Genomic DNA, 18,567 nt, shown 5'->3' with positions numbered 1-18,567 from the left:
CCGCCTGCCGCCTTCCGGAATCGCTACATCGTTACCGGCCCGTAGCAGGCGGCGGGGGCGCCGGTGGCGAGGGCCCAGTAGCGGTCGCCGTAGGACCAGTGCCACCACTCGGTGGGGTAGTTGACCAGCCCGGCGGGCTCCAGCGCGGCGGCCAGGAGCTTGCGGTGGGCGCGGGCGTCGGCGGAGACGTGCGGGGCGGCGGTGTAGCAGGCGCCGTCGCTCTCCTCGGGATTGTCGTTGACCTGGGTGCCCATGTCGTACTCGACGCCCTCGGGGTCGCAGAGGGTGAGGTCGACGGCGGCGCCGGCGGTGTGCGGGGCGACCTCGACCGGGGAGACGTAGCGGCTGGCGGCGACGTGCGCCTCCTGCTCGGACATGGCGGGGAAGGCGGCGCGCAGGCCGTCGCGGTAGGTCTCGAAGTAGCGGCGCTGGGTGGCGACGGGCCGGTAGCCCTCGACGATCAGCAGGTGATAGCCGTCGGGCAGCCGCCGCTCGGCCCGTTCGAGCCTGGTCAGCAGCCCCTGGCGCAGGTGGGCGTAGGCGCCGTCGGCGTCGGCGAGCCGGGCGTCCATGCGCAGCCGGCCGCGCGCGTCGGCGAGGGGTTCGCCGTTGTCCCGCGCCGGGATCGCCGCCACGCGGGGGTCGGAGATGAGCACGATGTCGCTCGGTGGCTGCCACATGGGCAGTGATTCTCACACAGCTGTCAGACGGTGTCCGAGAACACCTGTTCGCGGGCCTGTTCGAGGGCGGCCACGAGGGCGCCGCGGAGCACCGGGTTGCCGGAGACGCCACCGGCGACGACGCGGGGCGGCGCGGGGCAGATGCGGGCGACGGCATCCTGGACCTTGGCGGCCAGCCGGTCGCCGCCCGCGCGGCCGATGTCGCCGCTGAGCACGATCAGGCCGGGGTCGAGGACGACGGCGACGGCGGCCACGCCGACGGCGAGCCGGCCGGCGACCTCGTCGAGGTAGTCGTCGCCGCCGTTGCGCACCTGGTCGGGGACGCCCGCGCCGGGCACCCCGTACGCGCCTGCCAGCCCCCGGAGCGCGTCGGTGCCGACCAGGCGCTGGAAGGATCCGGAGGTGGGCTGCTTGACGTCGGTGGGCAGCGGCTCGCCGGGCACGGGCAGCCAGCCGATCTCGCCCGCGCCGCCGGTGATGCCGCGGTGCAGCCGGCCGCCGAGCATGACGCCCAGGCCCTGGCCGACGCCGGCCCACATGACCACGAAGTCGTCGACGCCGGCGGCGGCGCCGTAGCGGTGCTCGGCCAGGGCGACCAGGTTGACGTCGTTCTCGATGGTGACGGACCCGCCGAGGATGCGGCGCAGGCCGGCCAGCACGCCGACGTGCCAGGCGGGCAGGTCGAGGGAGAAGCGGACGTCGCCGGTGCGCGGGTCGACCATGCCCCGGGTGCCGATGACGAAGGCGCGCAGCCGGGACAGGCTGACGTCCGCCGCGGCGCAGGCCCGCTCGACGGCGGCGCGCACCGTACGGACCGGGTCGCCGTCGGAGGGGTTGACCGTGATCTCGACCACGGTGCGGCCGGTGATGTCGGCCACGCCGACCGTGACGCTCTCGGGCAGCACTTCCAGGCCGGCGACGTAGGCGCTGGAGGGACGTACGCCGTAAAGTGCGGCATTGGGTCCCCTGCCGCCGGCGCGTTCCCCGGCCACCTCGACCAGGCCCCGATCCTCTAGTCTGGCGAGCAGCTGACCTGCGGTTACTTTGGACAATCCGGTCCGCTCTCCCAGTTCGGCCCTGGTGAGCGGGCCCTCGGCGAGGAGGAGTTCGAGAGCGGAGCGGTCGTTCAGCCTGCGCAGCAGCCGAGGTGTCCCCGGGCTCCGGCTCATCTTCATGCCCCTCTCGTCACGATCGGCTAACGGACTGTTTCTTTTAAGAAAGTTTCTTGTTAGTTTAACACCTGTCGTTCGGCATTGACGATCAGCCTGGTGCGGACCGTAGGCCAGCACCCGGGAAGGGAGAACCCTGTGAGGATCGCTAAGATCACAGCCACTACGGTCACCACGGCCGCGCTGGCCCTGGGCGTGGCCGCCTGTGGCGGCGGTGAGGCGCCCGCGGAGCCGAGCGCCGCGAGCAGCGCCGCCGCGAGCGGCCCCGCGTTCGCGGGCAAGGCGCTCACCCTCTGGCGCCTGGGCGACAGCAACCCCGACGCGCAGAAGTACACCGACGAACTGGTGGCCGCCTTCCAGCAGGAGACCGGCGCCACGGTGAAGGTCGAGTGGATCCCGTGGCCGCAGGTGAACGACAAGTTCACCGCCGCCGCGGCCGGCGGCGCCGGACCCGACGTCACCGAGATCGGCAACGACCAGGTCCCGCTCTGGGTGAGCCAGGAGGCGCTCACCCCGGTCACCGACATCGTGAGCTCCGGCGACCAGGCCCAGATCCCGAAGAACCTCATGGGCCTGGAGACGATCGACGGCGAGACGTACGCCGTGCCGTGGGGCGGCGGCACCCGCGCGGTGCTCTACCGCAAGGACTGGTTCGAGGAGCTGAAGATCGAGGTCCCGAAGACCTGGGACGAGCTCGTGGCCGCGGCCAAGAAGGTGCAGGCCGAGAAGGGCTCGGACGTCGACGGCTTCGCCTTCAACGGCGGCTCGGACGCCAACCACCTGCTCGGCTCGCTGGCCTGGACCTCGGGCGGCGAGTACGCGGTCAAGGAAGGCGACAAGTGGGTCGGCAAACTGGCCGAGCCCGGCTTCAAGGCCGGCTTCGAGCAGTACACGTCCCTGGTGACGGACGGCCTGTCGAGCAAGTCTCGGCTCACCCAGAACAGCTCGGACATCCGCACCCGGTTCTCCAACGGCAAGGTCGGCATGTACCTGACCGCGTCCTGGGACCTGGCCGGGATCGAGGAGGAGAGCAAGGGCAAGATCAAGGGTGACAAGCTCGACTTCTTCCCGCTGCCCAGCAAGGAAGGCGGCGAGGCGCAGGCGTTCCTCGGCGGCAACGACATCGCCGTGTGGGGCACCGCCAAGGAGCCCGAGGCGGCCAAGGAGTTCGTGAAGCTGGCCACCAACAAGGACTGGGGCGTCCGCTACGCCACCGAGGGCGGCCTGCTGCCGGTCTACCCCGAGGCGCTCGCCAAGCTCGCCGAGGACCCCGCGCAGGCGCCGTTCGCGGCCGCGTTCGCCAAGGCCAAGGCCTTCCCCGCGGACCCGAACTGGACCGAGGCCAACGAGACCAAGGCCGTGCTGCAGAACGCCGCGCGCCAGGTGATCGAGGGCAAGGCCTCCGTCGACGAGGCGCTCGCGGCGGCCAACACCGAGCTCGAAGACATCCTCAACCAGTCCTGAGTACTCATGACGAACACCTCGACGCTAGCCCGGGGCGGCAGGCACGCCTCCTCCCCGGGCCGGGGCCCGTCCCGGCGGGCCCGGGCCCGGGGCCTGCCCGTCTGGTCCATCCCGTACGTCCTGCTGATCCCCGGCCTGCTCGTCATCGGGGCGCTGCTGCTCTACCCGATGATCCAGGTCGCGGTCATCGCCTTCCAGAAGGTGGGGCTGCCGCAGATCAGCGGCAGGAAGCCGGCCGAGTGGGTCGGCACCGAGAACTTCACCCGGATCTTCGACAGCGAGATCTTCTGGGACTCGCTGCGCAACACCGTGGTGTTCGCGGTCGTCACGGTCGCCCTGACCCTGGTGCTGGGCACCGCCGTCGGGGTCCTGCTGAGCAAGCTCGGCAGGAAGATGTCCACGTTCCTGGTGATCGGCATCATGTGCGCGTGGGCCGTGCCGCCGGTGGCGCAGGGCATCATCTGGAAGTGGCTGTTCGACGCCGAGGCCGGGATCATCAACTGGGCGCTCAACCTGCTGCCCGACTGGTTGTCCACGGCGCTGCTGGGCCGCGCCGACTGGACCGGCGAGCCGTGGCTCAACGACGCCTGGTCGGTCTACCTGGTGCTGATCATCACGGTGGTGTGGGCGTCCTTCCCGTTCATCGCGGTGTCGGTGCTGGCCGGGCTCAAGGGCATCCCGGCCGACCTGTACGAGGCCGCGCGGGTCGACGGCGCGTCCGGCTGGCGCACGTTCTGGCGGATCACGTTTCCGCTGCTCAAGCCGGTGTTCGCGGTGCTGACCGTACTGTCGATCATCTGGGATTTCAAGGTCTTCAGCCAGCTGTACGTGCTCATGGGCGGGCCGACGAACCGTGAGGCGTTCAACCTGTCCATGTACTCCTACACCGAGGCGTTCAAGGCCCCGCAGAAGATGGGCACGGGCTCGGCGATCGCGCTGGTGCTGACGGTGATCCTGTTGATCGTCACCGCCGTCTACATCCGGCAACTGGTCAAGCAGGAGGAGATGTGATGAGCCCGCTGACCAGGAAGCGCCTGGGCAAGGTGGCGCTGAACGCCACCGCCCTGCTGGTGTTCGTGTTCGCGGTCTTCCCCGTCTACTGGATGGTGGCGACCGCCTTCAAGGCCAACGACCAGATCTTCACCACCGAGTTCATCCCGTTCCCCACCCACTTCACGTTCGAGCACCTGCATCGGGTGCTGACCGAGGGCGTGGCGGGCAACTCGATCTGGGTCTACATGGGCAACAGCGCCATCGTGGCGCTCGGCACCGTGCTCATCGGGGCCGTGTTCTCGCTGCTGGCGGCGACGGCGGTGGCCCGGTTCCGGTTCAAGGGGCGCACCGGATTCCTGTTCCTGCTGCTGATGGCCCAGATGATCCCGGCCGAGGCGCTGCTCATCCCGTTGTTCCTGCGGGTCAAGGCGCTCGGCCTGTACGACCACCTCGCCGGTCTCATCCTGGTCAACGTGGGGCTGACCCTGCCGTTCGGCATCTGGATGCTGCGCACGTTCGTGGCCGCGGTGCCGAAGTCGCTGGAGGAGGCCGCCTGGATCGACGGGGCGTCCAGGTTCGTCACGTTCTGGCGGGTGCTTTTCCCGCTGGTGGCGCCCGGTCTCGTGGCGACGAGCATCTTCTCGTTCATCACCGCGTGGAACGAGCTGGTCTTCGCGCTGGTGCTGATGAGCGAGTCGTCCGGCTACACCATGCCCGTGGCCCTGCAGTACTTCTTCGGCCAGAAGGGCACGGACTGGGGGGCCATCATGGCCAGCTCCACGATGATGACCATCCCGGTCGTCATCTTCTTCATGATCGTGCAGCGCCGCATGGTGACCGGCCTGATGGCCGGCGCCGTCAAGGGCTGACCCACGCACGCCTCCGGGACGTCTCCGTACCCGAGGCTGCCCATTTTCACCTGATGAGGAGCCATGAGTCGAAGTGATCGGGGGCTGCGCCGCCTCGCGGCCGGTACGTTGCTCGTCGCCTTCCAGGGCACCACGCCGCCGGGCTGGGTCCTGCGTGAGCTGGAGCACGGGCTGGGCGGCGTCACGCTCTTCGGCTTCAACGTCGACGGCCACGAGCGCCTGTCCGCGCTCACCGCGGCGCTGCGGGAGGCGGGCGGCGAGCCGGTCATCTCGCTGGACGAGGAGGGCGGCGACGTCACCCGGCTGGCCTACCACGTGGGCAGCCCGTACCCGGGGAACGCGGCGCTCGGCGCGGTGGACGACCCCGAGCTGACCCGTCAGGTGTACCTGGCGATCGGCGCGGAGCTGGCCGGGTGCGGGATCAACCTGGACATGGCGCCGGACGCCGACGTGAACTCCGAGGCCGACAACCCGGTCATCGGCACCCGCGCGTTCGGCGACGAGCCGGAGCTGGTCGCCCGGCACGCGGTGGCCGCCGTCGAGGGTCTGCAGGCCGCCGGGGTCGCGGCCTGCGTCAAACACTTCCCCGGTCACGGCGCCACCCGGGTCGACTCGCACGTGGCCGTCCCGGTCGTGGACGTCACGCCGGAGGTGCTGCGCGCCCGGGAGCTGACGCCGTTCCGGGCGGCCATCGCCGCGGGCACCAAGGCGATCATGACGGCGCACGTCGCCGTGCCGGCCCTCACCGGCCGGACGCCCGCCACGCTCTCCCCGGCCGCGCTCACCGGGCTGCTGCGCGACGAGCTGGGCTACGACGGCGTGGTGGTGTCCGACGCCCTCGACATGCACGCGATCACCAAGAGCGTCGGCCTCGGCGGCGGCGCGGTGCGGTGCCTGGCCGCCGGCGCCGACCTGCTCTGCCTGGGGCCGCTGCCCCAGTACGACGACGTGCGCGGCGTGATCGACGCGATCGTGGCGGCCGTGGACGAGGGCACGCTGCCGTACGCGAGGCTGGAGGAGGCGGCGGCCCGGGTGGAGGCGCTGCGCGTCTGGTTCGGCGCCCCCGGGCGCCCCCTGCCCGAGCGGAACGGGGTCGGGCTGCACGCCGCCCGCCGCGCGGTGCGGCTGGCCGGTGAGCCGGCGCCGCTGGCGGAGCCGCTGGTGGTCGAGGTGGAGACGCCGCCGACCATCGCCGTGGGCGACGTGCCGTGGGGGCTGGGGCCGTGGCTGCCGGAGGCGGAGGTCCTGCGCGTCGCCCCGGCCGCGGCCGACGCGGCGGAGCTGCTGGCCAAGGCCGCGAACCGGTCGCTGGTGGTGGTCGTCAGGGACGCGCACCGCCACCCCGGCAGCCGGGCGCTGGTCTCCGCGCTGGTGACCGCCCGCCCCGACACGACGGTGGTCGAGATGGGGCTGCCGGTGTGGCGGCCGGACGCCGCCGCCTATCTCGCGACGTACGGTGCGGCCAGGGCGAACGCGCAGGCCGCGGCGGAGCTGCTCACCGGGGCCTGAGCGGTCAGGAGGTGAGGAGCTCCTGGCGGGCCTGGTCGAGCGCGGCGAGCACCGCGCCGCGCAGCACCGGGTTGGGGTCGGTGACGGCCGTGGTGACCACCTGCGGGCGGACCGGGCAGATGCGGGCCACGGCCTCCTCCACCCGGGAGGTGAGCGCCTCTCCCCCGGCGTGCCCGACCTCGCCTCCCAGCACCACGAGGCCGGGGTCGAGGATCACGCAGACCGCGGCCACGCCCAGCGCGAGCCTGCGGGCGATCTCGTCGAGCAGCGGCTCGCCCTCGGCCCCGGCCGCGACCGCCACCTCGACGCAGTGGCCGGCGCTGTCGGCCGCGAACCCGTACCCCCGCGCCAGCTCGGCCACCGCCTCGGCGCTGACCAGCGACTGCATGCCGCCCGCGAGCGACGGGAGCCGCCCGGGGGTGGTGCGGATGTCTTCCGGCAGCGGCACGCCAGGCACCGGCAGGTAGCCGATCTCGCCCGCGCTGCCGGACCGGCCGCGGTGCAGCCGGCCGCCGAGCATCACCGCCATGCCCAGGCCGCGGCTGGACCAGAGCAGCACGAAGTCGTCCATGCCCTGGGCGGCCCCGTCGGCCCGCTCGGCGATGGCGGCGAGGTTGACGTCGTTCTCGATCGTCACCTCGCGCTTGAGGTCGCCCGCCAGTGCCTCGTGGATGCCTTCGTGCCAGCCCGGCAGGTCGAAGGAGAAGCGCACGTCGCCGCTGCGCGGGTCGACCACGCCGGGGGTGCCGATGACCACGCCGCGCAGCCTGCTCAGGCCCACCTTGGCGCTCCGGCACGCCTTGGTGATCGCGTCGTGCACGGCGGCGACCGGGTCGGTGTGGCCGTCGGGGTCGACGGTGACCTGGGCGATCGTCCGGCCGTGGATGTCGGCGACCGACGTGGAGATCAGCCCGGGACCGATCTCCAGCCCGGCCACGTAGGCGCTGGAGGCGATCACGGAGTAGAGCGCGGCGTTGGGGCCGCGCCCGCCCGCCTGGGCGCCGACCACCTCGACCAGCCCGCGCTCCTCCAGCCGGGCCAGCGTCTGGGACGCGGTCACCTTGGACAGCCCGGTCAGCTCGCCTATCTGGCCGCGCGTCATCGGCCCCGAGGCCAGCAGCAGCTCCAGAGCGGCCCGGTCGTTGATCTCCCTGAGAAGTCTGGGCACACCAGGGCGTCGCTCCACGCTGAATCCCACCGTCACAATCGAAAAGGTTGTTGGAAGTTTAGCGCTCTCACCCTTGCTTATCGATGCAGGTGAACGCGAGGATGACTCATGCTGCCCCTCCGCCATCAGGTCGCTCTCCTGGCGCTCGGCGTCGTCCTCTTCCTCGACGTGCTGCGGGTGTTCCTGCCGTCGCTGATCACGCTGTTCGGGCAGGCCGGCTCGACGGCTCCTGAGCTGATGGGCCTCTACGCGGCCGCCTGGTTCGTGCTGCCGTTCCTGGCCCTGCGACTCCGACCGCGCTGGGCCCTGCTGGGCGGGGCCGCGGTCCTGGTGCTTGCGCGCGTCCTCCTCCAGGCGGAGGTCTCGCAGCTGTACGTGGCCTCGGCGGGAGTGAGCGCCGCCCTGGTCTTCCTGTACGGGTGCGCGCGGACGACGACCGCGCCGGCGGCGCCCGTGGGCATCATGGGCGGGCTGGCCTGCTCGATCCTCGGCCATCTGCTGCTCGACGGGGTGGACCTGGTGTGGCGGTCCGGGATCCTGGCCTGGGCGGCGGTGCTGGTGCTGTGCGCGGCCTTCCTGGCGCTGGTCCGCACGGCGGGCGACCTCCCGGACCGCGTGGACAAGCTCGCCCCGGGCCGGATGTGGTTCCTGGCCGGGCCCGTGGTGCTGCTGGTCGGCATGGCCGCCACCGGTCACGCCAAGGCGGCGGTCGGGCCCAGTGTGGTCGCCTGGGACGCGCTCCTGCAGGTGGCCGCGTTGGTGGCGGCGACGGTGCTGGCGTCGCGCGCGTCGCACTCCCCCGCCTTCGACACGACCGCGGGCGTGCTGCTGGTGTGTTTCACCGGATTGCTGCTGCTGCCCTCGTCCGGGTCGACGGGGCTGGGACTGAGCGGCGCCATGGTGATGCTGTGGGCCGGGCCCGTGCTCGCCGCCTCCGCGCAGGGTCCCGCGGGCGGCCGGCAGGGCGTCGCGGTGCTCGGCGGCGGGCTGGTGTTCCTGCTGGCGACCTTCGGCTACTACTCCTCGTACGACCTGGACCTGGGGATCCCCAACCAGGTGTGGCCGATCGCGGTCGCGCTGCTCACGGCGGTCGTGGCCGTGCGGCCGAAGCGGCCCCGGCCGCTGGGCCCGCGGGCGCGGCGGCGGGTGTGGCCGGCCGTGGCGGTGACGGCGGTGCTCATGGCGCTCGTGGCGGTCACGAGCTGGCGGCCGATCCCGGCGCCCAGGCCCCTGGCCGGAGACACGATCAAGCTGGTCACCTACAACATCCGGATGGGGTTCGGCCTGGACGGACGGCTGTCGCTGGACGACATCGCCTCCTGGATCGCCGCCCAGAACCCGGACGTCGTGCTGCTCAGCGAGGTGGACCGGGGCTGGCTGCTCAACGGCGGCCACGACGACCTGGCCAGGATCGCCCGCCACCTGAACATGCACTACTACTTCGCCCCCGCCGCCGACAACGTGTGGGGCGACGCCCTGCTCACCAACCTGGTCGTACGAGGCGTGCACTCCCATCCGCTGGGCCGGCACGACTACCCCACCGGGGCCCAGGCCCAGGCGATCCTGCTCGGCGTCGGCCAGGTCGAGCTGGGCATCGTCAACACCCATCTGCAGGCCCCGGCCGGGCAGGCGCCCGAGGTCGCGGCCATGGTCCGCGCCCTGGCCGCCGGGAAGGACGTGGCCGAGGCAAGCCCGCGCTCCCAGGCCACCGGCGTGTTCAGGCCGGTCATCCTGACCGGTGACCTGAACATCCGGCCCGGCGACCCCGAGATGCGGGTGCTGGAGCAGGCAGGGCTCTCCGACCCGCTGCGGGCCCTCGGCGACCCGCCCACCTCACCCGCCGACAACCCCACCGAGAGGATCGACCACGTGCTGATCACCCAAGGGCTGACCGCCGTGTCAGCCCAGGCTCCACGGGTGCCGTTCTCCGATCATCTGCCCGTGGTGACCACCTTGCGCCTAACCAGTGTTGACCAACAGGGATAATCGACAACATGCGTCTTTCCGCTCGTGTCGACTACGCCCTCCGTGCCGCCGCCGAACTCGCCGCGGCGGGCGCGGGTCCGACCACCGTGGGCGAGCTCGCCAAGGAGCAGGACATGCCGCCCAAGTATCTGGAGAACATCCTTCTGCAGATGCGTCGCGCGGGTCTGGTCCGCGGCCAGCGCGGCCCCGAGGGCGGCTACGTCCTGGCCCGCCCTCCGGCCGAGATCTCGCTCGCCGACGTGATCAGGGCCGTCGACGGCCCGCTGGCCAACGTCCGTGGAGAGCGGCCCGAGCACGTCGGCTACCGCGGCCCCGCCGAGTCGCTCCAGCAGGTGTGGATCGCGCTGCGGGCGACCGAGCGCGGCATCCTCGAAGAGGTCACGCTGGAGCACGTCGCCTCCGGCAACCTGCCCGACCGCATCCGCCAGCTCGCCGCCGACCCCGCCGCCTGGGACTGACCCGGGAGTCCTCGGCTCCTGTCACCCGTCCTTGCGCCAGACCGAGACGTGGCTCCTGCTGTCGGAGGTGAACGGCTCGCGGAGCCAGCCCGCCCAGCGTTCGCTCAGCGTCAGCCCGGCGAGCCGCGCCATGAGGTCCAGCTCGGCCGGCCACACGTAGCGGTGCCGCGAGGCGTAGGTCTCCAGCCGGCCGTCGACCACCCAGTAGTGGTGGGAAACCGCGATCTGCGACGCGACGTCGTACTCCTCGAAACCGAGATGCTCAGGGGTCACCGTGAACGGGTGCACGGTCTGACCCGGCGGGAGGCGGCGCAGCTCGGGGATGTAGACCTCGATGACGAAGCGGCCGCCCGGCTCCAGGTGGGCCGCCGCGTTGCGGAAGCACGCGACCTGCTCGTCCTGGGTGGTCAGGTTCGTGATCGTGTTGCGCACCAGGTAGACGAGGCGGAACGCGCCCTCCACCCGGGTGGAGGCGAAGTCCCCCACGGTCACGCCGACGGCCTCCGACCCCGGCTCGGCGCGCAGCCGGGCCACCATGGCCGATGACAGGTCGATGCCGTGCACGCGGACGCCCCGCCGGCTGAGCGGCAGCGCGAGACGGCCGGTGCCGACGCCGAACTCGACGGCGGCGCCCGGGCCGGCCAGCCCGGCGAGGAACTCGACCGCCGGGCCGACGACGGCCGGGTCGAACAGTTCGGGCCACTTGGCCTCGTAGGTCTCCGCGATGCGTGCGTCGAACGTGTTCTCCGGCATGTCCCCACCGTGGACGCGGACGGCAGCGGACGTCCAGCGGCTTTCTAGACTGGGACGCATGCCCGAGGGAGATGCCGTCTACCGCACCGCCGCGCGGCTTCGGGGAGCGCTCGACGGGCAGGTGCTGACCCGGTCGGACTTCCGGGTGCCCCGGCACGCCACCGCCGACCTCACCGGCCGGGTGGTGCTGGAGACCGTGTCACGGGGCAAGCACCTGCTCACCCGGGTCGAGGGCGGTCTCACCGTGCACACCCATCTGCGGATGGACGGCAGCTGGCGGGTGGTCCCGGCCGGCCGGCGTCCCGCCGGGGGCGACCAGGTGCGGCTCATCCTGGCCAACGAGCGGTGGCAGGCGATCGGCCTGAAGCTCGGGGTGGTGGATCTGCTGCGGACGGCCGACGAGGACCGCGTCGTGGGGCATCTGGGCCCCGACCTGCTGGGCGACGACTGGGACCCGGCCGAGGCGGTGCGGCGGTTGCTCGCGGAGCCCAGGAGGACGATCGGGGAGGCGCTGCTCGACCAGCGCAATCTGGCCGGGATCGGCACGATCTATCGCGCCGAGACGCTGTTTCTGCGCGGCGTGTGGCCGTGGCGGGAGGTCGGGGACGTCCGGGACCTGGAGGCGCTGGTCACGCTGGCACAGCGGCTGCTGGCCGCCAACAGGCATCACGCGAGCACGGTGACCACCGGAGACCGCCGCCCGGCGCACCAGACATGGGTCTACGGCAGGGCGGGCAGGCCGTGCCGGCGCTGCGGCACCCGGATCAGCCGCGGCGAGATGGGGGTGGCCCCACAGGAACGGCTGATCATGTGGTGCGGTGGCTGTCAGCCGCGCTAGGCAGCCACCATGTCCTTGACTTCGGGGAAGACAGTGTCGGAAATCGAGCCGGGCACCGAGTCGGGGACCGCGATGCGCTCGTGCTCGGGCGCGTCGGCGAGCACCGGCGCCGCCTGGAGCTCCGCCAGCGCGAACTGATCGGAGACCTCACGAAGGACCTGGGACAGCGGCACACCGAGCGCGCCGCAGATCGACGCGAGCAGCTCGGAGGACGCCTCCTTCTGCCCCCGCTCGACCTCTGACAGATAGCCCAGCGAAACCCGCGCGAGCGTGGACACCTCTCGGAGTGTGCGTCCCTGCCGCACGCGCAACCGCCTCAGCACGTCTCCGAGCAGCTGACGCAGCAGAATCATCTGTCGCTCCCTCCCCGGCGCGGATGGTTTCACCACGCCCCGCGCTATCGAGTCGTGCCGCCCGTTGTTCTTCTTCGCTTCGTACATACTCCTCGCCGTCATTGCCGGGCGTCTCCGCCCCTGGCCCGCCGCTCGTGGCGCATCGCGTGACTCATCAGGCCCGCCTGCCGGGCGCTCGCTGCTTGCAGTTGGCTCACGGACCTCACTCACAGCTCCACCGTACCCGCATCCACCGACACCGCGTCAGACCGTGCTTCGCATGTTCGCTGGGGACGTAACACGGTAATCATCCGGAATGTTCCCCTTTGCTGGGCTTAAGCACACTTGCCAGTAGATCGATAGCCTCGTCCACCGTCTCTACCCTGATACGTTCGCGCGACCCCTCAAGTCTCAATCGTCGGGACCACAACTGTCCGTCCGGTCCGCTCAGCGCGGCGAAAACCGTGCCGACCGGCTGCCCGTCCTGCGGTTCCGGGCCCGCCACCCCCGTGACGGCCAGCCCGTACGTGGCCTCGCACAGACGAGCCACCCCGGCCGCCATCTCGGCGGCCACCTCGGGATGCACCGCCCCCTCGCGGCGCAGCAGATCTTCCGGTACGCCGAGCAACTGGTGCTTGAGATCGGTGGCGTAGGAGATCACCCCGCCCCGGAACACCTGGGACGAGCCGGGCACCGAGGTGAAGGTCGCCCCGATCAGCCCGCCGGTGAGCGACTCGGCCACGGCCACGGTGACCTTCAGCCGCGTCATCGCCGCCACCACCTGCGCCGCCCCGGACGACCGCCCCGGCGCCCCCGCGCCCTCCACGACGTCCCCGCTGAGCCCCGCGCCTCCCGCGACGTCCGCGCCGTGCCCCGCGCCCTCCACGACGTGCCCCGCGCCCTCCGGGCCTGTGCCGCCCGTGTCGCCCGTAGCCGCCGCGCCCGCCGGGTCTGGTGTGCCGCTCATGCCCCTCACTCCCCGCGCGCTCGCCCCGCCATCCTGCGCAACCTGATCGCGCGGATCACGTAATCGATCCCCGTCGCGACCGTGATCACCACGGCCGCCCCCATCACCGTCCAGCGCAGCGCGTCGGGCACCCACGGCAGCAGGTAGAGCACGATCGCGGCGATCTGCAGGACGGTCTTGACCTTGCCGCCGTAACTCGCCGGGATGACCGCCAGCCTGATCAGCACCAGCCGGAGCACGGTGATGCCCAGCTCGCGGCCGAGGATCACGATCGTGACCCACCACGGCAGCTCGCCCAGCATCGACAGGCACACCAGCGCGGCGCCGGTCAGCGCCTTGTCGGCGATCGGGTCGGCGATCTTGCCGAAGTCGGTGATCAGGCCGTAGCGCCTGGCCAGCTCACCGTCGAGGTGATCGGTGATCGAGGCCACCGCGAACACCGCGAGCGCGGCCAGCCGCCAGCCCATGCCCGGCAGGAACAGGCAGACGACGAAGAACGGGACGAGCGCCAACCGCAGGACCGTGAGGACGTTGGCGATGTTCCACGGGCTCACCGCGCGGCGCTCGTCTGCCGTCATGGACCGGCGGCCTTGATCCGCGCGATGAGGTCGACCCCCTCGGCGTCGACGACCATGGCTCGCACCAGCTGGCCCGGCACCAGGCCGATGCCCTGGACCGTGACGGACCCGTCGACCTCCGGACCCTGGTGGGCGGCCCGGCCCTCATAGCCGCCGTCGCCGAGATCCTCGTCGATGAGCACGTCGACCTCCGTGCCGATCCGCTCCTCGGCACGCTGCGCCGTCAGCTCCTCGGCCAGCTCGGTGAGCACCCGCACCCGCTCGTCGACGACCTCCTGGGGCAGCTTGCCGTCGAAGGTCGCGGCCTCGGTGCCGTCTTCGTCGGAGTAGCCGAACACGCCGATCACGTCGAGCCTGGCCGCCTCCAGGAAGGAGACGAGCTCGCCGAACTCCTCCTCGGTCTCGCCAGGGAAGCCGACGATGAAGTTGGAGCGCACGCCGGCCTCGGGCGCCTGCGCGCGCACGCTTTCCAGCAGGCCGAGGAAGCGCTCCGGGTCGCCGAACCGGCGCATCCGCCGCAGCACGCCACCGCTGGCGTGCTGGAAGGACAGGTCGAAGTAGTCGGCCACGCCGTCGGTGCCGGCGATCACGTCGATCAGGCCGGGCCGCAGCTCGGCCGGCTGCAGATAGCTGACCCGCACCCGCGAGACATCCTCGACCGCCGCCAGCCGCGGCAGGAGCTTCTCCAGCGCCCGCAGGTCGCCCAGATCCTTGCCGTAGGACGTGGAGTTCTCGCTCACCAGGACGAGCTCGCGCACGCCCCGGTGGGACAGCCAGTCGGCCTCGGCCACCAGCTCGTCGGGGTGACGGGACACGTAGGCGCCGCGGAAGGCCGGGATGGCGCAGAACGTGCAGCGCCGGTCGCAGCCCGAGGCGAGCTTGAGCGAGGCCACCGGGCTCTCGTCGAGCCGCTTGCGCAGCACCCGGGGACCGGTCACGGGCGCGACCCCGTCGGGCAGGTCGCCGTGACCGGGGATGTGGCCGCGCGGGGCGGCGGCCCGCTCCACCGGCGTGATGGGCAGCAGGGTGCGCCGGTCGCGCGGCGTGTGCGGCGTCAGCGGGCGCCCGGCGACCACGTCGTCGAGCCGCCCGCCGATGTCGGTGTAGTCGTCGAAGGAGATGACCGCGCTGGCCTCGGGCAGCGCGTCGGCGAGCTCGTTGCCGTAGCGCTCGGCCATGCAGCCCGCGGCGACCACCTTGGCCCCCGAGTCGGCCGCGGCCAGCAGGGTGTCGATCGAGTCCTTCTTCGCCGACTCGATGAAGCCGCACGTGTTGACCACGACGACCTCGGGGTCGTCGTCGTCGAGCTGCCAGCCGGCAGCCTCGAGTCGCGCGGCCAGCTCTTCTGAGTCGACCTCGTTGCGGGCGCAGCCCAGCGTGATCAGCGATGCGGTTCGGCGGGATGACATGGTGACACTACGGTATCGGCAGTTGGCCACCACACGATGCAGGGGTTACCGAGCAGGCGGCTTCCCTGGCACGAACGACCGGCGCACCGTCTGCCCGCGTTCGCCGATGGCGCCCAGCTTCTTGCCGTTGACCTGCACCCACACGGCTCCGGCGTCACCCACCTCGAGGTCGATCCGGCTCTGCGCCCGCCAGGTGGCGATCCTGCCCGCCTTGAGGCTGCCGTCGAACAGCTCCCGCCCCTTGGCGTCGCGGATCGTCATCCGGGCCCGCCGCTTCGCCTCGACGGTGACGACGACCGTGTTCTTCCTCGCCATGGCGACGGCCGGAGGCGGCGCCTCCGTGAACGGCGAGTTGGGCGGCACGCTGGCCGCCGGCCGTTCGCCGCCGGCGGTGCGCACCTGGTCGGAGGCGCCGCCCAGTACCTTGACCACGCCGAACACGACCACCACGGCCAGCGCGACCGCCAGCGCCGTGGTCCAGCCAGGCCCGCGCCGCTCGGCCATCTTGATCATGCGGTCGGTCTGGAACACGGCCGAGGCCCGCACCGGCTGCGGCGCCCCGCCGTACTCCTGGTCGAAGCGGTGCACCACGGCCTCGGGATCGAGGCCCACCGCCCTGGCGATGGTCTTGACGTGCCCCCTGATGTAGAAGTCGCTTCCAGACTCGGCGAACGCGTCGCGTTCGACGGCCTTGATGATCACCTCGCGGATGCGGGTGACCTGGCTCAGCTGCTCGACCGTCAGCCCCGATGACTGCCGAGCCGCCGCCAACATGGCTCCGATGCTCTGCTCCTGCACGGCAACCGCCTTCCCCCTGACGGAGCGTATTAGCTCCTATTCAAACAGTTACCGACGGGGAAGTGGGCATTGGGGTCATTCGCCACGCAGGTCGGCCAGCAATCCGGGCAGATCATCCGGTTTCACCAGCACTTCGCGGGCCTTGGAACCCTCGCTGGGGCCGACCACCTCGCGGCTCTCCAGCAGGTCCATCAGCCGCCCGGCCTTGGCGAAGCCGACGCGCAGCTTGCGCTGGAGCATCGAGGTGGAGCCGAACTGGGTGGTGACGATCAGCTCGGCGGCCTGGACGAGCAGGTCGAGGTCGTCGCCGATGTCTTCGTCGATCTCCTTCTTGGCTCCGGCCGCGACGGTCACGTCGCTGCGGTACTCGACCTGCATCTGCTGCTTGCAGTGGGTGACGACCTCGGCGATCTCCTTCTCGGAGACGAACGCGTTCTGGATGCGGATCGGCTTGCTCGCCCCCATCGGCAGGAACAGCGCGTCACCCTGGCCGACCAGCTTGTCGGCGCCGGGCTGGTCGAGGATGACCCGCGAGTCGGTCAGCGAGGAGACCGCGAACGCCAGCCGGGACGGCACGTTGGCCTTGATCAGGCCGGTGACCACGTCCACGCTCGGCCGCTGGGTGGCGATGACCAGGTGGATGCCGGCGGCGCGGGCGAGCTGGGTGATGCGGACGATGGAGTCCTCGACGTCGCGCGGCGCCACCATCATCAGGTCGGCCAGCTCGTCCACGATCACCAGGAGGTAGGGGTAGGGCTGGTAGACGCGTTCGCTGCCGGGCGCGGGAGTGAGCTTGCCGGCCCGTACCGCCTTGTTGAACTCGTCGATGTGGCGGAAGCCGCTGGCGGCCAGGTCGTCGTAGCGGCGGTCCATCTCGCCCACCACCCATTCGAGGGCCTCGGCGGCCTTCTTCGGGTTGGTGATGATGGGGGTGATCAGATGCGGGATCCCCTCGTACACCGAGAGTTCCACCCGCTTGGGGTCGACGAGGACCATGCGCACCTCGTCGGGGGTGGCGCGCATGAGGATCGAGGTGATCAGGCCGTTGACGCAGACGGACTTGCCCGCGCCGGTGGCGCCGGCGATGAGCAGGTGGGGCATCTTGGCGAGGTTGGCCACGATCGTGCGGCCCTCGACGTCCTTGCCCAGCCCGACGATCATCGGGTGGTGGTCGGCCTGCGCCACCTGGGCGCGGAGCACGTCGCCGAGCGCCACGAGGTCCTTGTCGGCGTTCGGGATCTCGACCCCGATCGCCGACTTGCCAGGGATCGGCGACAAAATCCGGACATCGGCTGACTTGACGGCATAGGCGATGTTCTTGGTGAGCGCGGTGACCTTCTCCACCTTCACCGCGGGCCCCAGCTCGATCTCGTAGCGGGTCACCGTCGGGCCGCGGGTGAACCCGATCACCTGGGCGTCGATGGCGAACTGCTCCAGCACGCTGGTCAGCGCGTTCACCACGACCGTGTTGGCCTTGGTCTGCGGCTTCGGCGCGGTGCCCTGCTTGAGGTGGACCAGGTCCGGCAGCTGGTAGGGGCCCGCCTGCGGGGAGAGCACGAGCTGCTCGACCTTGCGCGGCGCCGGGGTGGGCTGGGGCGGCTCAGGCTGCCTGACCGGCGCCGGGGCCGGCGGCTCCTCCTCGTCCACCAGCCCGGGGACGATCTCCGGGGAGTGGTCGTCGCGCTTGTCCTTCTCCGACAGGACAGGGGTGTCGTACGGCTTGACCGAGTCCTCGCCCGCGTCGGACTGCTTCTTCTGCCGGGAGCGCTTCCTCGGCTGCGGCGCGGGCCCGCCCTCGGGCGTCTGGCGCTCGAAGAGCAGGTGGCGCAGCTCGGCCAGCCGCTCAGGGATGCGGTGGACGGGCGTGGCCGTGATCACCAGCACGCCGAACCCCGACAGGAGCAGCAGCAGCGGGATCGTGATCCACGGCGGCAGGATGCTCATCGGCGGCGCGGACACGATGAACCCGATCATGCCGCCCGCCTGCGACACCTTCTCCATCGTGTTGTCGGCGTCGCCCGCCGGATAAGGGGTGCCGTTGGCGACGTGGATCACCCCGAGGACGCCGACGAGCAGCGCGTTCCACCCGATCACCATCCGGCCGGTGTCGGCGTTCTGGTCGGGGTGGCGCAGGTAGCGCCAGGCCAGCAGGCCGAGCAGCAGCGGCAGCGCCCACGCCAGCGAGCCGAAGACGGCGTGCACGACCGTGTGGACCACCTCGGAGACGCCGCTCCTGGTGTCGCGCCACGTCATGGCCGCCAGGACGACGGCGCCGGCGAGGATGGCCAGGCCCACGCCGTCGCGCCGGTGGGCCGGGTCGAGCTCTCTGGCGTTCTTGCCCAGCGCTCTGGCGGTGCTGCCGATGCCGTTGGCGAGCAGCATCCACAGGCCCACGACCAGCTTGCCGATCATGGTGAACACCCAGCTGATCGGGTCTTGGTGGGTCATGGGCGCCTTGCGTGCCGACCCCGCCCCCTTCGGCCTGGACCGGCCCGCGGACGTGGCCGCCCGCTTCGCGGGGGCCGAGCGGGACGAGGGTGACCGCTTCGCCGGGCCCTTCGATGCGCTTTTCGGCGGACGGGTGGCCATGGTGCCA

17 protein-coding genes are annotated in these 18,567 nt (G+C 71.6%); 7 read left to right on the top strand and 10 right to left on the bottom strand.

Going from position 1 to position 18,567, the window contains the following annotated elements; genetic code table 11:
* Nucleotides 1-23: 23 nt before the first annotated feature.
* Together ACGFI7_RS11525 and ACGFI7_RS11520 are read right to left on the bottom strand one after the other, a co-directional pair.
* Nucleotides 24-680, bottom strand: a complete 657-nt coding sequence (locus ACGFI7_RS11525) for a M15 family metallopeptidase (RefSeq protein WP_393402366.1) — start codon at nt 678-680, stop codon at nt 24-26.
* A gap of 23 nt (nt 681-703) precedes the next feature.
* On the bottom strand, nt 704-1,849 hold the full coding sequence (locus tag ACGFI7_RS11520) for an ROK family protein (RefSeq protein WP_393403897.1): 1,146 nt from the start codon (nt 1,847-1,849) through the stop codon (nt 704-706).
* 138 nt (nt 1,850-1,987) lie between these two features.
* On the opposite strand from ACGFI7_RS11520, the gene ACGFI7_RS11515 reads away from it, so the two are divergent.
* The 4 genes from ACGFI7_RS11515 (at nt 1,988) to ACGFI7_RS11500 (ending at nt 6,684) form a co-directional block, all read left to right on the top strand.
* On the top strand, nt 1,988-3,313 hold the full coding sequence (locus tag ACGFI7_RS11515) for an extracellular solute-binding protein (RefSeq protein WP_393402364.1): 1,326 nt from the start codon (nt 1,988-1,990) through the stop codon (nt 3,311-3,313).
* A gap of 6 nt (nt 3,314-3,319) precedes the next feature.
* Nucleotides 3,320-4,324: a carbohydrate ABC transporter permease gene (locus ACGFI7_RS11510; protein WP_393402361.1), complete on the top strand. Its 1,005-nt coding sequence runs from the start codon at nt 3,320-3,322 to the stop codon at nt 4,322-4,324.
* A complete protein-coding gene (locus ACGFI7_RS11505; protein WP_393402359.1) occupies nt 4,324-5,175 on the top strand; it encodes a carbohydrate ABC transporter permease in 852 nt (283 codons plus the stop codon). The genes ACGFI7_RS11510 and ACGFI7_RS11505 overlap by 1 nt, the downstream gene beginning before the upstream one ends.
* Before the next feature lie 63 nt (nt 5,176-5,238).
* Complete coding sequence (locus ACGFI7_RS11500; protein WP_393402356.1) at nt 5,239-6,684, top strand: glycoside hydrolase family 3 protein; 1,446 nt, start codon at nt 5,239-5,241, stop codon at nt 6,682-6,684.
* Nucleotides 6,685-6,688: 4 nt separating this feature from the next.
* Here the strand turns inward: ACGFI7_RS11500 and ACGFI7_RS11495 are convergent, their stop codons facing one another.
* Nucleotides 6,689-7,870 carry an ROK family protein gene (locus tag ACGFI7_RS11495; protein ID WP_393402353.1) on the bottom strand — a complete coding sequence of 394 codons (1,182 nt, stop codon included), beginning with the start codon at nt 7,868-7,870 and terminating at the stop codon, nt 6,689-6,691.
* Between the two features lie 90 nt (nt 7,871-7,960).
* On the opposite strand from ACGFI7_RS11495, the gene ACGFI7_RS11490 reads away from it, so the two are divergent.
* Nucleotides 7,961-9,838, top strand: coding sequence for an endonuclease/exonuclease/phosphatase family protein (locus tag ACGFI7_RS11490; protein WP_393402351.1), 1,878 nt, complete (start codon nt 7,961-7,963; stop codon nt 9,836-9,838).
* An 8-nt stretch (nt 9,839-9,846) separates the two neighbouring features.
* Nucleotides 9,847-10,296 (top strand): RrF2 family transcriptional regulator, encoded by a 450-nt coding sequence (locus ACGFI7_RS11485; RefSeq protein WP_393402349.1) that lies wholly within the window; start codon nt 9,847-9,849, stop codon nt 10,294-10,296.
* 21 nt (nt 10,297-10,317) lie between these two features.
* On the opposite strand, the gene ACGFI7_RS11480 is transcribed toward ACGFI7_RS11485, so the two are convergent.
* On the bottom strand, nt 10,318-11,049 hold the full coding sequence (locus ACGFI7_RS11480; RefSeq protein WP_393402347.1) for a class I SAM-dependent DNA methyltransferase: 732 nt from the start codon (nt 11,047-11,049) through the stop codon (nt 10,318-10,320).
* A 58-nt stretch (nt 11,050-11,107) separates the two neighbouring features.
* Here ACGFI7_RS11480 and ACGFI7_RS11475 point away from each other — a divergent pair, with 58 nt between their 5' ends.
* Nucleotides 11,108-11,887 (top strand): DNA-formamidopyrimidine glycosylase family protein, encoded by a 780-nt coding sequence (locus tag ACGFI7_RS11475; protein WP_393402345.1) that lies wholly within the window; start codon nt 11,108-11,110, stop codon nt 11,885-11,887.
* Here ACGFI7_RS11475 and ACGFI7_RS11470 read toward each other — a convergent pair.
* From ACGFI7_RS11470 to ACGFI7_RS11445, 6 genes are all read right to left on the bottom strand, one after another.
* On the bottom strand, nt 11,884-12,240 hold the full coding sequence (locus ACGFI7_RS11470) for a helix-turn-helix domain-containing protein (protein ID WP_148034847.1): 357 nt from the start codon (nt 12,238-12,240) through the stop codon (nt 11,884-11,886). The genes ACGFI7_RS11475 and ACGFI7_RS11470 overlap by 4 nt on opposite strands.
* Nucleotides 12,241-12,526: 286 nt before the next feature.
* Nucleotides 12,527-13,186, bottom strand: a complete 660-nt coding sequence (locus ACGFI7_RS11465) for a CinA family protein (protein ID WP_393402343.1) — start codon at nt 13,184-13,186, stop codon at nt 12,527-12,529.
* A 5-nt stretch (nt 13,187-13,191) separates the two neighbouring features.
* Nucleotides 13,192-13,764, bottom strand: a complete 573-nt coding sequence (pgsA, locus tag ACGFI7_RS11460; protein WP_393402341.1) for a CDP-diacylglycerol--glycerol-3-phosphate 3-phosphatidyltransferase — start codon at nt 13,762-13,764, stop codon at nt 13,192-13,194.
* Nucleotides 13,761-15,173, bottom strand: coding sequence for a 30S ribosomal protein S12 methylthiotransferase RimO (gene rimO / locus ACGFI7_RS11455; protein WP_393402339.1), 1,413 nt, complete (start codon nt 15,171-15,173; stop codon nt 13,761-13,763). Before rimO ends, pgsA begins: the two co-directional genes overlap by 4 nt.
* Before the next feature lie 45 nt (nt 15,174-15,218).
* Nucleotides 15,219-15,947 (bottom strand): helix-turn-helix domain-containing protein, encoded by a 729-nt coding sequence (locus tag ACGFI7_RS11450; RefSeq protein WP_393402337.1) that lies wholly within the window; start codon nt 15,945-15,947, stop codon nt 15,219-15,221.
* A 99-nt stretch (nt 15,948-16,046) separates the two neighbouring features.
* Entirely contained in the window at nt 16,047-18,560 is a 2,514-nt protein-coding gene (locus tag ACGFI7_RS11445; protein ID WP_393402335.1) for a DNA translocase FtsK, read from the bottom strand.
* Between the last annotated feature and the right edge of the window lie 7 nt (nt 18,561-18,567).

The organism is Nonomuraea sp. NPDC048826 (genome assembly GCF_043198225.1).
Classification (GTDB): Bacteria; Actinomycetota; Actinomycetes; order Streptosporangiales; family Streptosporangiaceae; genus Nonomuraea.
The sequence above is the reverse complement of the archived record's forward strand: the minus strand, read 5'-3'. Positions and strand labels throughout refer to the sequence as shown.

Coding starts and splice junctions, on each gene's coding strand:
- ACGFI7_RS11485 (WP_393402349.1), top strand. CDS start 9,847: ATGCGTCTTTCCGCTCGTGTCGACTACGCCCTCCGTGCCGCCGCCGAA.
- pgsA (WP_393402341.1), bottom strand. CDS start 13,764: ATGACGGCAGACGAGCGCCGCGCGGTGAGCCCGTGGAACATCGCCAAC.
- ACGFI7_RS11465 (WP_393402343.1), bottom strand. CDS start 13,186: ATGAGCGGCACACCAGACCCGGCGGGCGCGGCGGCTACGGGCGACACG.
- ACGFI7_RS11450 (WP_393402337.1), bottom strand. CDS start 15,947: ATGTTGGCGGCGGCTCGGCAGTCATCGGGGCTGACGGTCGAGCAGCTG.
- ACGFI7_RS11505 (WP_393402359.1), top strand. CDS start 4,324: ATGAGCCCGCTGACCAGGAAGCGCCTGGGCAAGGTGGCGCTGAACGCC.
- ACGFI7_RS11470 (WP_148034847.1), bottom strand. CDS start 12,240: ATGATTCTGCTGCGTCAGCTGCTCGGAGACGTGCTGAGGCGGTTGCGC.
- ACGFI7_RS11510 (WP_393402361.1), top strand. CDS start 3,320: ATGACGAACACCTCGACGCTAGCCCGGGGCGGCAGGCACGCCTCCTCC.
- ACGFI7_RS11445 (WP_393402335.1), bottom strand. CDS start 18,560: ATGGCCACCCGTCCGCCGAAAAGCGCATCGAAGGGCCCGGCGAAGCGG.
- ACGFI7_RS11490 (WP_393402351.1), top strand. CDS start 7,961: ATGCTGCCCCTCCGCCATCAGGTCGCTCTCCTGGCGCTCGGCGTCGTC.
- ACGFI7_RS11520 (WP_393403897.1), bottom strand. CDS start 1,849: ATGAGCCGGAGCCCGGGGACACCTCGGCTGCTGCGCAGGCTGAACGAC.
- ACGFI7_RS11480 (WP_393402347.1), bottom strand. CDS start 11,049: ATGCCGGAGAACACGTTCGACGCACGCATCGCGGAGACCTACGAGGCC.
- ACGFI7_RS11475 (WP_393402345.1), top strand. CDS start 11,108: ATGCCCGAGGGAGATGCCGTCTACCGCACCGCCGCGCGGCTTCGGGGA.
- rimO (WP_393402339.1), bottom strand. CDS start 15,173: ATGTCATCCCGCCGAACCGCATCGCTGATCACGCTGGGCTGCGCCCGC.
- ACGFI7_RS11500 (WP_393402356.1), top strand. CDS start 5,239: ATGAGTCGAAGTGATCGGGGGCTGCGCCGCCTCGCGGCCGGTACGTTG.
- ACGFI7_RS11525 (WP_393402366.1), bottom strand. CDS start 680: ATGTGGCAGCCACCGAGCGACATCGTGCTCATCTCCGACCCCCGCGTG.